The 14,208-nt window shown below is 72.2% G+C and carries 12 protein-coding genes; 5 read left to right on the top strand and 7 right to left on the bottom strand.

From position 1 onward, the window contains the following. Nucleotides 1–534 precede the first annotated feature (534 nt). The gene (locus tag H9641_RS02955) at nucleotides 535–1,113 is read left to right on the top strand and encodes an endonuclease domain-containing protein (RefSeq protein WP_191800873.1); all 579 of its coding nucleotides are present in this window, start codon (nucleotides 535–537) and stop codon (nucleotides 1,111–1,113) included. A 161-nt stretch (nucleotides 1,114–1,274) separates the two neighbouring features. After that, nucleotides 1,275–1,688 (top strand): SRPBCC family protein, encoded by a 414-nt coding sequence (locus tag H9641_RS02950; protein WP_191800871.1) that lies wholly within the window; start codon nucleotides 1,275–1,277, stop codon nucleotides 1,686–1,688. 140 nt (nucleotides 1,689–1,828) lie between these two features. Here the strand turns inward: H9641_RS02950 and H9641_RS02945 are convergent, their stop codons facing one another. Together H9641_RS02945 and H9641_RS02940 are read right to left on the bottom strand one after the other, a co-directional pair. Next, nucleotides 1,829–4,396 (bottom strand): ATP-dependent Clp protease ATP-binding subunit, encoded by a 2,568-nt coding sequence (locus H9641_RS02945; RefSeq protein WP_191800869.1) that lies wholly within the window; start codon nucleotides 4,394–4,396, stop codon nucleotides 1,829–1,831. A 245-nt stretch (nucleotides 4,397–4,641) separates the two neighbouring features. Then, a complete protein-coding gene (locus tag H9641_RS02940) occupies nucleotides 4,642–5,517 on the bottom strand; it encodes a YwiC-like family protein (RefSeq protein WP_191800867.1) in 876 nt (291 codons plus the stop codon). 185 nt (nucleotides 5,518–5,702) lie between these two features. Here H9641_RS02940 and H9641_RS02935 point away from each other — a divergent pair, with 185 nt between their 5' ends. Both H9641_RS02935 and H9641_RS02930 read left to right on the top strand, forming a co-directional pair. Further along, nucleotides 5,703–6,326: a hypothetical protein gene (locus H9641_RS02935; RefSeq protein ID WP_191800865.1), complete on the top strand. Its 624-nt coding sequence runs from the start codon at nucleotides 5,703–5,705 to the stop codon at nucleotides 6,324–6,326. Between the two features lie 153 nt (nucleotides 6,327–6,479). Continuing rightward, nucleotides 6,480–7,379: a universal stress protein gene (locus H9641_RS02930; RefSeq protein WP_191800863.1), complete on the top strand. Its 900-nt coding sequence runs from the start codon at nucleotides 6,480–6,482 to the stop codon at nucleotides 7,377–7,379. Nucleotides 7,380–7,385: 6 nt separating this feature from the next. On the opposite strand, the gene H9641_RS02925 is transcribed toward H9641_RS02930, so the two are convergent. From H9641_RS02925 to H9641_RS02905, 5 genes are all read right to left on the bottom strand, one after another. Continuing rightward, a complete protein-coding gene (locus tag H9641_RS02925) occupies nucleotides 7,386–9,305 on the bottom strand; it encodes a sigma-70 family RNA polymerase sigma factor (protein ID WP_191800861.1) in 1,920 nt (639 codons plus the stop codon). A 159-nt stretch (nucleotides 9,306–9,464) separates the two neighbouring features. Beyond that, a complete protein-coding gene (locus tag H9641_RS02920) occupies nucleotides 9,465–10,085 on the bottom strand; it encodes a pentapeptide repeat-containing protein (protein WP_191800859.1) in 621 nt (206 codons plus the stop codon). 154 nt (nucleotides 10,086–10,239) lie between these two features. Beyond that, nucleotides 10,240–10,500 (bottom strand): hypothetical protein, encoded by a 261-nt coding sequence (locus H9641_RS02915; RefSeq protein WP_191800857.1) that lies wholly within the window; start codon nucleotides 10,498–10,500, stop codon nucleotides 10,240–10,242. A gap of 63 nt (nucleotides 10,501–10,563) precedes the next feature. Continuing rightward, a complete protein-coding gene (locus tag H9641_RS02910; protein ID WP_191800855.1) occupies nucleotides 10,564–11,493 on the bottom strand; it encodes a ribonuclease Z in 930 nt (309 codons plus the stop codon). Nucleotides 11,494–11,566: 73 nt separating this feature from the next. Then, entirely contained in the window at nucleotides 11,567–13,654 is a 2,088-nt protein-coding gene (locus tag H9641_RS02905; protein ID WP_191800853.1) for an ABC1 kinase family protein, read from the bottom strand. Between H9641_RS02905 and H9641_RS02900 the strand changes: the two genes are divergently transcribed. Then, on the top strand, nucleotides 13,653–14,180 hold the full coding sequence (locus H9641_RS02900) for a hypothetical protein (protein ID WP_191800851.1): 528 nt from the start codon (nucleotides 13,653–13,655) through the stop codon (nucleotides 14,178–14,180). The genes H9641_RS02905 and H9641_RS02900 overlap by 2 nt on opposite strands. The last annotated feature ends 28 nt before the right edge of the window (nucleotides 14,181–14,208 follow it).

Here is a 14,208-nt window from a genome sequence, read left to right as displayed (position 1 = left end):
GGGTGCCGGCGCTGCGGGGGCCGGGGCGGGGCCGAGACTCGTCGAGCGTGCAGTTCGGGCTGCACCGGGAGTTCACGCACAGCCCGAACTGCACGCTCGGAGGGAAGACCCCTCGGCGGCCCCCGCTTGCACCGTCCACAGGACACGCCCGTGCCCCGCTCCCCACAGGGCTAGGAGCAGACCTGCCGGCCCGAGTCGCCGTACGCGCAAGACTGCGCGATGCCTACCTCTCCACTTCCTCGACCTTTGCGCAGCGATCCGTTCCGGCGGGACACCGCCCTGTCGCTGACGACACCCGCGAAGCTCCGCGGGCCGGGCTACCGCCGCCTCCTGCGCGGTGTTCACATCGCCGCCACCGAGCCCCTCGACCACGGCACGATGATCCTCGGCGCCCGGGCGGCCCTGGGAAGCGACACCGTCGTCTGTGGTCGCAGCGCGGCGTGGTGCTGGGGCGCTCGTCAGGCTGACGCCGACGACCCGGTCGAGATGGCGGTCCCGACCCCCCGTCGGGTCAGGTCACGCCCCCAGGTGGCGATGCGTTCAGCCACCTTCGGGCCGGACGACGTGTGGCGCCGGAACGGGTTCGGACGGGTCACGTCCCCCGTGCGGACGATGATCGACCTGGCCCGGCTCGAACCGCTCGACGTGGCGGTACCGCTGATCGACGCGCTGCTCAGACTCTCCCGGGTCTCGGCCGAGGAGGTCCGCACGGCGGCGGTCGAGCACCGTGGGGCACGGGGAGTCCGCCGCGTACCGCACGTGCTCGCGTTGTGCGACGCGGGAGCGGAATCTCCGCGAGAGAGCACGCTCCGGCTGACTCTCGTCCTCGCAGGGTTGCCGCGGCCCGTGACCCAGTACGTGGTGCGCGACGCGACCGGTCGGTTCGTTGCGCGCGTCGACCTCGCGTGGCCGCACCTGAGGGTCGCCCTCGAGTACGACGGCGCGCACCACGACTCTCCCGACCGCATCCGTCGGGACCGTGCTCGCCTCAACGCGCTCCGTCGGTGCGGGTGGACGGTTCTCGTCGTCGACCGGGCGCAGCTCCGTCGACCAGCCGAAGTCGTCGCCCTGGTCCGCGACGTCCTGGCGGGGCCGTTCCCGAGTGCCCTCTGAGCCACGCCGAACGTGCAGTTCGGGTCGTTCCCAGCAGCCACTCACAGCCCGAACTGCACGCTCGGTGACCATCCGCCCGTTCGGTTTCTGCCACGCCGCCCGCGCCGACCGCCGGGCAGGGCGCTACGGTCGAGGGAAACCGCTCAAGGAGGAGAGGTCCCATGACCGGACTCGTCGCCACCGCCTCGATCCACATCGCCGCCCGCCCCGAGAGGGTGTGGGCCGAGCTGGTCCACCCGTCCGCGACCTGGATGCTGGGCGCGAACGTGGAGACGGACTACCAGCCGGGCAGCACCATCACGTTCGAGGGCCAGTACCAGGGCAAGCACTTCGAGGACCACGGCACGGTCCTCGAGGTCGACCGCCCCAGGACGCTGCGCTTCACGCACTTCTCCCCCGCGAGCGGCGCACCCGACGTCCCGGAGAACCACCACGAGGTCGCGATCACGCTCGCTCCGGACCCCAAGGGCACACGCGTGACGATCCGGCAGGACAACAACGACACCCCCGAGGCGGTCGAGCACTCCGAGGAGCTCTGGCGCACCGCGCTCGCCTCGCTCGCGGGGCACGACTAGATCCCGTCGCGCACCCGGGGCTCGGGGCACGGCCGACCGGCCACCGGGACGACGAAGGGCCCCGATCCGTGTGGATCAGGGCCCTTCGTCCGGTCGGCGTCAGACGACCGGGGATCGACAGCCGGTGGCTGCCGGGAGGATCACTCGGCGCCGGCTCGCAGCTCGCCGGTCGGCGGGAGGTCTGCCGTGGAGATGCCCGTCGGCGCGTTGAGCGCCGCGGTCGCGGCCACGCTCACCGGGCCACGCTCGTGGTCGTCCTTGGAGACGCCCCGGAACGTGAACTCGCCCAGCAGGCCTTCGCCCTCGGCGTCGACCAGGACGACCTGGCCAGCCTTGAGCTCGCCGAACAGGATCTTCTCGGAGAGCACGTCCTCGATGTCGCGCTGGATCGCGCGACGCAGCGGACGAGCACCCAGGACCGGGTCGTAGCCCTTCTCGGCGAGCAGCGCCTTGGCTGCGTCCGTGAGCTCGATGCCCATGTCCTTGTCCTGCAGGCGCTTGTCCAGCTTGGCGACCATGAGGTCGACGATCTGGACGATCTCCTTCTGCGAGAGCTGCGGGAAGACCACCACGTCGTCGACGCGGTTGAGGAACTCCGGGCGGAAGTGCTGCTTCAGCTCGTCGTTGACCTTGGCCTTCATGCGGTCGTAGCTCGTCACCAGGTCGCCGCCGGCGTTGAAGCCGGTCTGGAGACCCTTGGCGATGTCCCGCGTACCGAGGTTCGTGGTCATGATGATGACGGTGTTCTTGAAGTCGACCACGCGGCCCTGCGAGTCGGTCAGGCGACCGTCCTCGAGGATCTGCAGGAGCGAGTTGAAGATGTCGGCGTGCGCCTTCTCCACCTCGTCGAACAGGACCACGGAGAACGGACGGCGACGGACCTTCTCCGTCAGCTGGCCACCCTCGTCGTAACCGACGTAGCCGGGGGGCGAGCCGAAGAGACGCGAGACCGTGTGCTTCTCCGAGAACTCGGACATGTCGAGCTGGATGAGCGCGTCCTCGTCCCCGAAGAGGAACTCGGCGAGCGCCTTGGCCAGCTCGGTCTTACCGACACCCGTGGGGCCGGCGAAGATGAACGAGCCACCCGGACGCTTGGGGTCCTTGAGGCCTGCACGCGTGCGGCGGATCGCCTGGGAGAGCGCCTTGATGGCGGTCTCCTGGCCGACGACGCGCTTGTGCAGCTCGTCCTCCATCTTCAGCAGGCGAGCGGACTCCTGCTCGGTCAGCTTGAGGACCGGGATGCCGGTCGACATGGCCAGGACCTCGGCGATCAGGTCCTCGTCCACCTCGGCGACGGTGTCCAGGTCTCCGGCCTTCCAGGCCTTCTCCTTGTCCGCGCGCTGCTGCGTGAGCTGCTTCTCGGTGTCGCGCAGACGCGCGGCCTTCTCGAAGTCCTGCTCGTCGATCGCGGACTCCTTGTCGCGACGCGCCTCGCCGATCTTCTCGTCGAGCTCCTTGAGCTCGGGCGGGGCGGTCATGCGACGGATGCGCAGGCGCGCACCGGCCTCGTCGACCAGGTCGATCGCCTTGTCCGGCAGGTACCGGTCGTTGATGTAGCGGTCGGCCAGCGTCGCGGCGGCCACCAGTGCGGCGTCCGTGATGGACACGCGGTGGTGCGCCTCGTAGCGGTCGCGCAGACCCTTGAGGATCTCGATCGCGTGCGGCAGGCTCGGCTCCGAGACGAGGATCGGCTGGAAGCGACGCTCCAGGGCCGGGTCCTTCTCGATGTGCTTGCGGTACTCGTCGAGCGTGGTCGCACCGATGGTCTGCAGCTCGCCGCGGGCCAGCATCGGCTTGAGGATGCTCGCCGCGTCGATCGCGCCCTCGGCGGCACCCGCACCGACGAGCGTGTGGATCTCGTCGATGAACAGGATGATGTCGCCGCGCGTGCGGATCTCCTTGAGGACCTTCTTCAGGCGCTCCTCGAAGTCACCGCGGTAGCGGGAACCGGCGACCAGGGCGCCGAGGTCCAGCGTGTAGAGCTGCTTGTCCTTGAGCGTCTCCGGCACGTCGCCGCGGACGATGTCCTGGGCGAGGCCCTCGACGACGGCGGTCTTGCCGACACCGGGCTCGCCGATGAGGACAGGGTTGTTCTTGGTACGGCGCGACAGGACCTGCATGACGCGCTCGATCTCCGAGGTGCGTCCGATGACCGGGTCGAGCTTGCCCTCGCGTGCGGCCTGCGTGAGGTTGCGGCCGAACTGGTCGAGCACGGCCGAGCCGGACGGCTGGCCCTCGGCGGGGCCGCCCGCAGCGACGGGCTCCTTGCCCTGGTACCCGGACAACAGCTGGATGACCTGCTGGCGCACGCGGTTGAGGTCGGCGCCCATCTTGGTGAGGACCTGGGCTGCGACACCCTCTCCCTCACGGATGAGCCCGAGCAGGATGTGCTCGGTGCCGATGTAGTTGTGGCCGAGCTGAAGGGCCTCGCGGAGCGAGAGCTCCAGGACCTTCTTGGCGCGCGGCGTGAACGGGATGTGCCCGCTGGGGGCCTGCTGGCCCTCGCCGATGATCTCGGTGACCTGCGAGCGCACACCGTCGAGGGAGATGTTCAGGGACTCCAGCGCCTTGGCTGCGACTCCCTCTCCCTCGTGGATGAGGCCGAGCAGGATGTGCTCGGTGCCGATGTAGTTGTGGTTGAGCATCCGTGCCTCTTCTTGGGCAAGGACGACGACCCGACGGGCTCGGTCGGTAAATCTCTCGAACATGTGCTGCTCCTCACGAGCGGCGTACACCCGCACCGGTGGTGCTCAGGCCTGACCGCAACGACTCTATCCGTGACCAACGGGGCCGACCCCACGGATATGCCCTTGTTCGCCAGGGGCGTGACGAGGGGGTCGCTCCGTGACCTTTCGGCCGAGCGCCGGCGGGCGGCCGAGGAGGCTCTTCCGAGCCCCCTGCCCGACGGCGCCGCGCCCCGGGTGCCCTCGTCTCCCGGGGGCGTCGGACGAGGTCAGGCGGCCCCCGCGACCGAGAGGGTCGAGGGCAGCCAGAGCGCGACCACCAGGACGAGAACGCTCGCGGCGACCTCTCCCATCCCGAACTGCAACGGCTTGGCGTCGGTCCTCGGCACCCACACCGACCGGACCGTCAGGCCGGCGAACAGCAGCGCCGCGGGCCACCACGCGAGCCCGGCCGCTGCGAGCGCCACGCTCACGACGACCCCGGCGGCCACGTGGTAGACGGCCGACGCGACCAGGTAGGAGCGCTCGCCTCGCTCCCGGATGAGCGTCTTCACGTAGAGGATCGTCCCCGCGAAGTACGCCAGCACGAGGACGAAGACGCCCCACACCTGGGGCCAGCCGATCCCGCCGAGGCCCGTGACGCCGTCGGGCAGGGAGATCCCCGGCCACAGGTCCGGCGCCGGACCCGTCCCCGCCGCGAACGCGACCGGCAGCATGAGGCATGCCGCGAGCACCGTGGCCCCGTCGTTGAGGAGCGAGCGCTCGCGCCGCCGGTACGAGCTCCACAGGCTCACCCCGAGCAGGGGGAGGAACAGCGGTACCCAGACCAGGAGGTCGGGCCGCAGGACCAGGACCGCGACGGCTGGGACGACCGTCGCGATCCCGTACGCCCGCACGGGCGGCAGGTAGCGCGCCTTGAAGCGCGACTTGAGCCACAGGCCCGCGGCGAAGAACGCGAAGTACCCCACGAACCACAGGACGGCGAGCGGCACGTGCACCCAGGCCGGACCGCCGAGCACGACGCCGACCAGCAGCGGCACCGCGAGCATCGCCCACGCGCCGTGCTGGTCGGGGACCCAGCCGGGGCCGCGGCGTCGTCGACGTCCTGCCGGACGCCGCTCAGGTCGCGTGCTCCGCTGGGTCATGCCCCCGAGACTGGCACGCGTCCGCGCAGCCCACGAGGACGTCCCGGCGGGCGGACCACGCGTCCCGGCCGGTGGACTCACCCGGTCCCCGACGTGCGCTCCCGGCGCGCCGACAGCATCGTTGACCCGGGAGCACCGCGAGGGCAGTCTCGTGGCAGGGGCACCCGCCAGTCCGAGGGAGGACGATGCACAAGCCGGACGAACCAGCAGGCGCCCATGAGTCGTGGGAGCAGATCGTCGCCCGTTTCGCGCGCTTCAGCGGCGTGGTGGGCGAGATCTCCGACCCGCTCACGTGGGGGCTGGACCTCGAGGAGGAGACCGTCACCGGGACGGGCGACGACCGCGACCCCACCGAGGAGCGGTTCCTGCGCGCCTACGTGTCGTTCGTGGGCGAGGCGGTCGACGTCGAGACCCTCCGCGTCGGCACGGAGGACCCCGAGCAGATCGACGACATCGTGCGCGCCGCGCTCAGCGGGGCGCTGGCCTCGCCCCTGCACAACGACGTCCCCGAGGGGGCCGAGGGCCCGACCGGCGCGGACTTCGCCGACGCCTACCAGGACTACCGCTCGGCCATGCGAGCGATCGTCGAGGAGGTAGACCTCGCCGCGCTGCAGCGCACGGCCTTCGTGCTCGACGACGTCTCGCACCCGTGCGTGCGGGTCGCGGTCCGGGGGACGGTCGCGGTGTACGTGCCGATCGGCGACCGGGCCGTGATCGTGTCCGGCCCGACCGACCTCGTGGACCGCCTGGACATCTCCACGGCACCGATCCGCAACCTCCTCCACGGTGACGACGGGCCGCGGTTCTGACTCGTCCGAGCCCGTCGCGCGGTACTGACGCCGTGGCGTGATCAAGCAGACACGCCCAGGCGTGACGTGGCTGCCGGGAACGACCAAGATGGGTGGTGCGGACGGTGCACAGTCGCACTGGACGGTCGTCGAGCAAGAGAGCAGGTGACGTCGATGCGTGACGTGGTCGTCGGTGTGGACGGGTCGGTCCAGTCGCAGGAGGCCCTCGACTGGGCCCTCGCCGAGGCAGGCTCACGAGGGGTGCCGCTCACCGCGGTCCTCGCGTGGGAGCCCTCGTGGCAGGACGGTCCGCGCCCGTCGGAGCCCTCAGACTTCAGCCACCTCGCGGACCTCAAGCAGGAGCAGGTCCTGACCCTCCTGGACGAGGCCCGGCACCGGACCGGCATCGAGGCGATCACGCACGCCGAGCAGGTCCAGGGTTCGCCCGCAGCCACTCTGCTGGCCCGGGCCGAGCACGCCGAGATGCTCGTGGTCGGCAGCCGAGGGCTGGGACGCCTGGGGCGACTGGTGCTGGGATCGGTGTCCTCGGCCGTCGTGCAGGGCGCCATCGAGGTCCCGGTCACGGTCGTGCGGTCGAGCGAGGACGGCGATGCTCCCGAGGCGGACGGCGACGTGCCGCGCGTCGTCGTGGGCGTGGACGGCTCGCGCACCTCGGTGCACGCGCTGCGCCACGGGCTCGAGGTCGCCCGCCGTACGGGCGCCGTGCTCGACGCCGTGTTCTGCTGGCAGATCGTCACGCTCGCCCCGTTGCCGGACTCGTGGGGCTGGACCCCGCCGATCGACGACTACGAGAAGTTCGCGGGCGAGCAGCTCGACCGTGCCCTCGAGGCCGCGGGCGCGGACCTCCCGGAGGACCGCTTGCGCCGCAGCGTGGTGCACGCGCACCCGGCCAAGGGCCTGATCGAGGCGTCCCACGGTGCGGAGCGCCTGGTCGTGGGCAACCGTGGCACGGGCGGGTTCGACCGGCTGCTGCTCGGCTCGGTCAGCCGACAGGTCGTCGAGTACGCGTCGTGCCCCGTGACGGTCGTGCGTCGCCCCGCCGGGGAGTCCTGAGGCGGGTCAACCGGTGATCGTGAACCTCGACGTCACGGTCGGCCCCGCCTCGACCACGCTGCCGCCGGCCGCCCGGACGTAGCGCAGCCCGATCGAGTGCTCGCCGGGCTCGAGCCCCGACACCACGCGGTCGAGCGGGCGGCCGGTCGCGCCGTGCAGGTTGCCCGTGGCGTCACCGTCCACGAAGACCTGCAGGGTCAGCCCGGCACGCCCCTCGATCCGGACGTCGACCGACGGCGCCCAGGACAGGACGGACCCGTCGGCGGGCGTGAGGATCGACGGCAGCGCGAACGTGAACGGGCCCTGGACGGTGGTCGGCTCAGAGGTCAGCCCGCCACGCTCCTGGGTCACGGTGAGGCTGTCCCAGCCTCCTCCGCTGCCCGACGGCGTCGCGCGCCACGTCCCGGCCGGCGAGACGTCCGCGGTGGCCAGGACCGAGGACGCCCCGGACAGGTCGGTACCGCTCAGGGTGACGGTCGCGCCGGCCTCCCCGGTGCCCGAGAGCTCGGGCAGGAAGACCAGCTCGCCCGGCGCCGGGGCGACGAGGGTCGGCGCGACGGGCGGGACGTCGGCGGGGTCCACCGGGTCCACCGGGTCGACGGGGTCCACCGGCTCGACGGGGTCGGGCGGCTCGGTGACGACGGGCGGTGCCGGGACGACAGGTGCCTCGGGCCCGACCTGGGTGCCCGGCGGAGGCGAGAGGTTCGTCCCCGAGGACCCCGACGACGCTGCCCCGCCGGACGGGCCGGCGCCCGCCTCCGGCGTGCCCGTCGCGGGGGGCTCGGCCGCCCCGCTGTCCGGGATGTCCGCGGGGTCGGTCGTCCCAGGGATGACGGTGGTCGCCCCGTCGGCCGATCCTGGCGAGTCGCCCTGGGCGGCGAGCTGTTCGGCGACCGCTGGTGGCGCTGCTGCCCACGGCTGCGCGACGACCAGCACACCGGTCGCGACCGCGACGCCCGCACCGACCAGTGCGAGGACGAGCCCGCTCGAGAAGCCACCGCCGGTCGCACCGGCTCCGGACGTCGCCGCGCCGAGCGGGCCGGGTCCACCCGACGCTCCGCCCGAGCCGGCGGGAGCCGGGGAGGCGAGCTCCGCCGTCGGGCCGACGAACGCCCCCACCGGCGCGGCGCTCGCCGCGCCGCCCAGCGCGAACGAGCCTCCGCCCAGGACCGCCGGGACCCCCAGGACCAGCGGGACCAGGAGCAGGCCCAGGCGGGAGGCGACCTGGTCGACCTCCTCGACGAGGATCGAGCACGACAGGCACCCCGTCAGGTGCTCCTCGAACCGGTCCTTCTGGCGCGCGCTCAAGGCACCCCGGTTGTAGTCGCCCATCTGCTCGACGGCCCACCGGCACTCGGCGGGGACGCCGGCCGTGTTGACGTGCGCCTGGAGCCAGGACCGGCGCAGGCCCTCGCGCGCGCGGTACGCGAGCGCGGAGACCGACCCCGCGCTCAGGCCGAGCAACGGTGCGACCTCCCGCGGGTCCATACCCTCGACCTCGGTGTACCAGAGCACGGCCTGCCACCGCTCGGGAAGCGCCTTGAACGCCGTGACGGTGACCGAGCCCTCGATCACGCCGTCGGCGATGTCGACCGGGTCGACGACCTCCGGGACCTCGTCCACCGCGATCGGGTTCGGCGCGTGCGACCAGGAGATCGCGACGCTGCGGACCGTCTGGTAGAGGTAGGGCCGGAACGGGCCGGTCGGCCCGTGCCCGCCCTGGATCGCCTTCAGGATGCGCGCGAACGACTCCTGGACCAGGTCGTCCGGGTCGAACGACGACGTGACCCGACGGGCAGCACCGCGACCGGCACCCGCGTGCCGGGTCCACAGCACCCCGTAGGCGTCCCGCGAGCCCCGGCGCACGGCGTCGACGAGCTCCTCGTCGGCCAGTGCCTCGAGGTTCTTCTCGCTCGTCGTCGCCATGGGTGTCCCTCCGGCGTCCCGGTGACGCCGGGCGCACGATCGGGGGCGCCCCGTGCCTGCCACGAGGTGCCCGTCACGAAGAGAGACACGCCTCGGACGCGATCATGACGTGACCGTGACGTGACTCTCAGTACGCCTCTGCGACCTGGGGGCGATCGCTCAGTGCGTCCGGACGTCCAGCCCCAGGGACTCGGCGAGGACGAGCGCCTGAGCAGGATCGACGATCGCGCCCTGCACCGTGCTCGACAGGGGGTCGAGCGAACGGAGGTCGCTGCCTCGCAGGTCCGTCCCCGTGAAGTCGGCCTTGTGCAGCCAGGCGCCGGACAGGTCGAGGTCCCGCAGGACGGCGCCCTGGCAGCGCGCGCCCGTCAGGTCTGCCTCGCGGAACCGCGCGCCGGTCAGCGTCGCGCTGCGCAGGTCCGCACCGGGGAGGCCCACGAACGACCAGTTGCCGCCCACGACCTTCATGAGGTCGAAGCCGCACTCGGTGAAGACCGAACCGACCGTCTTGCAGCGCGTGAACGTGGTGTCGAAGAACGAGCAGCGCGAGAACGTGCAGTTCGCGAAGGCCGAGTCCGTGTGGGTCGACGCGTTGAAGCGCACTTTGCGGAACGTGCACTCCGTGAACGTGGCGCCGGTCGTCGTGATCTCCGAGAAGTCGCAGTCGCCGAACGCCACTCGCTCGAACACCTCGCCGTCGAGGTCGCGTCCGTACCAGTCCTCCCGGTCGACCGACGAGTCGGTGGGCGGGGTGGGGTTGCCGTGCGCGCGATCAGCCATGCGAGCGACGGTAGCGGGAGGCACTGACGGGTCGCTCGGGGACCGGGTGCCGAGCACGAGGTTCCGCGCGGTCGAGCACGAGGTCGCGGTCGTGAGAACGGACAGGGCGACCGCAACCTCGTGCTCGACGCACGACAGGCAGCGGCGCTCGGGGCTAGCGGCGGGCGAACGCCCGGCGGAACGCGTAGACCGCCAGGCACGCCCCCGCGAGACCGACCATCCAGCCGCCGGTCCCGAGCGCCGGGCCCGTCGTGCAGAGGGCCTCGCCACCGGACGGGTCCTCGACGCACCGCCGCACCTGGACCGCGACGGCCAGGAACGCCGCGACCGCGGCCAGCACCGACAGGGCCAACCACCCCCAGCCGATACGGCGGGGCGTGCGGTCGTCGTCGGGGGCTCCAGGCTGGTCGGGCACCGTCCGAGGGTAGCGGGTGCCACGGGAGGCACCCCGCGTCCGACCTGGGCACCGCGCCACCGTTCAGTGCACGCGCGGCGGGACCTGCACCCGGTCGAGGTCCTCGGCGACCGTGAGCTCGCCGTCGAACACGGTCCTGGCCTCGGCCCAGAACTCCCCCGCGTCCTGGTAGCGCTGCGAGAAGTGCGTGAGGACGAGCGACCGGACGCCGCACTCGGCCGCGACCGTGGCGGCCTGCAGCGCTGTCAGGTGACCGAACGCGTGCGCGAGCTCGCGGTCCCGGTCGAGGAAGGTCGACTCGATCACGAGCAGGTCGACCCCGCGCGCGAGCGAGAACACCGCGTCGCACAGTCGCGTGTCCATGACGAACGCGAACGACTGCCCCCGGCGCCGGGCGCTCACGTCCTCGAGCCGGACGGTCCGCCCGTCGCCCGTGACCACCGTCCCCTCGCGCTGGAGCACCCCGATCGTGGGGCCCGCGACGCCGGCCGCGGCGAGGAGCGCGGGCACCATGCGCCGGCCGTCGGGCTCGTCGAGCCGGTAGCCGAACGCCTCGACACCGTGCTCGAGCCGCTCGGCGCGCAGCGTGAAGCCCTGCTCCGGTCGCACGGGCCAGACGACCCCGTCCTCGGCCAGCGGCTGGAGCTCCAGGTCCGCGCGGTGGTGGTACGACGTCGCGTCGATCAGGTGGTCGACCCACGCCGCGCCCGACGCCGGGAACGACACCGGGATCGTGTGCGGCACGCCGTCCAGGCTGATCCGCTGCACGACGCCGGCCAGCCCCAGGCTGTGGTCGCCGTGCAGGTGCGTGATCGCGATCCGCGTCAGGTCCGTCGCCGACACCCCTGCACGGAGCATCTGCCGCTGCGTCCCCTCGCCCGGATCGAACAGGACGGCCTCGTCGTCCCAGAACAGGACGTAGCCGTTGTGGTTGCGCGTCCGGGTGGGTACCTGGCTGGCGGTGCCGAGGACGACGAGCTCGCGGCGGGACATGAGCGCACGGTAGCGGCCCGGGGACCTGTCGGCACGGTTTCTCGCCTCCGGCAGAGCCCTGGGAGCGGCACCGCTACCAGCCCCGGTCCCCCGGCGCACCGCGGAACGCGTAGATCAGGACCCGGATGCTGAGCACCGCCCCGACGAACAGCATCACGGCGCCGAAGACCGAGTACCAGCTCAGGTCGTTCGTGAGCTGAGGCCCGTTCTCGGCGATCAGGAGGAACACCCCGCCGACGACGCTCGCCGCAGCGATGATGGTCGAGATGACCTGCTGCACGAGGCTCGTGACGAACTTCCGGTCACCGGGGTCGGAGAAGGCCCGGACGTTGACCGTGAACTTCCCCGACTCGAGGTCCGACGTGATCTTGTTGAGGCGCCGGGGCAGGCGTTCGATCGAGGGGGCGAAGGCCAGGAGCTGCGACCCGGCCTTGGCCCGGATCTTGCGCAGGCTCACCATGTTGCGCAGCAGCTCCTCACCCTCGTCGCGGGCCGAGGACACCAGCTCGAACGAGGGCGAGAGCAGGTGCAGCGTCCCGTCGAGCGACGCGATGGTGCGGAACGCCGCGGCGACCTGTGGCGGCACACCCATGCCGGCGTCGTTCACGAGACGCACCATCGACGCGAACAGCGAGCCGCTGTTCGCCGTCCCTCCGCCGCGGAACCGCAGGATGAGCTGGCCGACCGCACGCTCGAAGCGGCGTTCGTCGAAGCTCTCGGGCTGGTCGAGGAGCTCGATGAGCGCGTCGGTCGCCGCGATCGAGTCGTCGGCCTCGACCGCGAGCAGCACGGCAGCGAGCGCGACACGCTCGGCCTCGTCGAGCCGGCCCACCGAGCCGAAGTCGAGCAGGCCGAGCGAGCCGTCGTCGCGCAGCAGGACGTTGCCGGGGTGCAGGTCGGCGTGGAAGACGCCGGTCACGACGATCTGGTCGAGCGTGACGCGCAGGAGGCGGGCCGCGATGTCGTGGCGCGTGTCGTCGTCGAACGTCGTGAGCAGCTCGGCCGCGTCCCCCACCGGGACCCCGTCGAGGCGGTCCATGACGAGGAGCGTCGAGCTCGACAGCTCGGGGTAGACGCGAGGGATCTCGACGAGGGGCACGTTCGCGTCGGGGTCCTCGACCTGGTGCACGCCCGGCAGCGGGTGCCGCCGCGAACGCCTGATCGTCGCGAGAGCGCCCTGCACGTTGAGCGTGTTCTCGAGCTCGGTCGTGTAGTCGAGCTCCTCGCGCAACGAGGCCGCGAAGCCCTCGGCGAGGTCCATGATGCCCAGCGACGGACCCCACGACGTGTCGCGCTGGAGCCGGCGGGCGATCCGCAGCACGATCCGCAGGTCGCCCAGGACCTGAGACCGCGCCCCGGGCCGCTGGACCTTGACGACCACCTCCCGGCCGTCGAGGAGCGTCGCGCAGTGCACCTGACCGACCGAGGCCGACGCGATCGGGTCGGGGTCGAAGTGCGCGAACACCGTGTCGACGGGGGCGCCGATCGACCGCGCGACCATGGCCTCGATCTGCGCCCAGGGGGCGGGCGGGACCTGGCTCTGGAGCCGGGCCAGCTCCTCGACGTACACCGCGGGCAGCAGGTCGGCACGCGTCGAGAGCATCTGGCCGAGCTTCACGAACGTCACGCCCGCGTCGCTCAGCGCTGCCCGCAGCTCGCGCGCCACGGCCCGTTCCTCGGAGTCCGTGGTCCGCTGGTGGCTGCGTCGGCGCGCCCCGCGGCCGAAGAACCCGCCGAGCCCGTGCCGGAGCATGATCCCCATGATCTGGGCGTACCGCCACATGTCCCTGGACCCGCGGCGCAGCTCGACGACCGCGCGCCAGGGCGTCGGGATGCTGCCCGTGGGCACCAGGAGCTCCAGGACGAGCAGCAGCCCGAGGCCGATCACGAACGACCACGCCCACGCGAGGACGATGATCACGAGCACGACCCCGGGATGGACCGTGAGCGACCCGTCGGCCTCCTGCACCCCGAGCTGCTGGAACCCCTCGGTGAGCCCCCACGACCCGATCGAGACCACGAAGATCGTCATGAGGATCGACCGGATCCACCCGACCGGAACGCCCAGGACCCTGCGGGCCGTGGCCGCGAGCAGGAGGACCATGACGATCGTCGCGACGGCCGTGAACAGCGCCGTCGCGATCGAGGAGAGGATCTGCATGCCCCCTACTCTCCCGCGCACCAGGAGCGGGCGCAGGCGGACACGCTCGCCGCGGGCGGGGGCGCTCGCCCCATTGGCCCGGCGCCTCGACCGCCTGACCGAGCCGGCCCTCACGCAGTCGTCGGGGACCGCGCCCTACGCTGCTCAGGTGTCCCGGACCAAGGCCGTCGTCGTCGCGTGCGTCACGCTCGTGGGCCTCGCGCTGACCTACGAGGCAGGGGCGATCCTCCTGGCCGAGTCCGACGAGGGAGGGATCCCGCCCGCCTCCGCGGTCCCCGCGCTCCCGCAGGGTGTCACGATCACGACCGACGGGATGGGGTGCGGTTCGGGTGGCTGCTGGCGCGAGCTGACCCTGTCCGGCCCGCCGGGGCAGTCACCCGCCGACCTCGCCGCGAGTGCAGCCCCCGCGGGCCAGACGTGCACCGGACGCAGCTGGATCACCGCGCGCCGCGTCTGCTCCGACGTCACCGTGACGGGGGACGAGGTGCGGTTGAACGTGTACTACGACCGACCGCTCGGGTTCTGACCGCGGTCAGCGGGGTCGCCGGTTCGCG

The organism is Oerskovia merdavium, assembly GCF_014836755.1.
Lineage (GTDB): Bacteria > Actinomycetota > Actinomycetes > Actinomycetales > Cellulomonadaceae > Oerskovia > Oerskovia merdavium.
The sequence above is the reverse complement of the archived record's forward strand: the minus strand, read 5'-3'. Positions and strand labels throughout refer to the sequence as shown.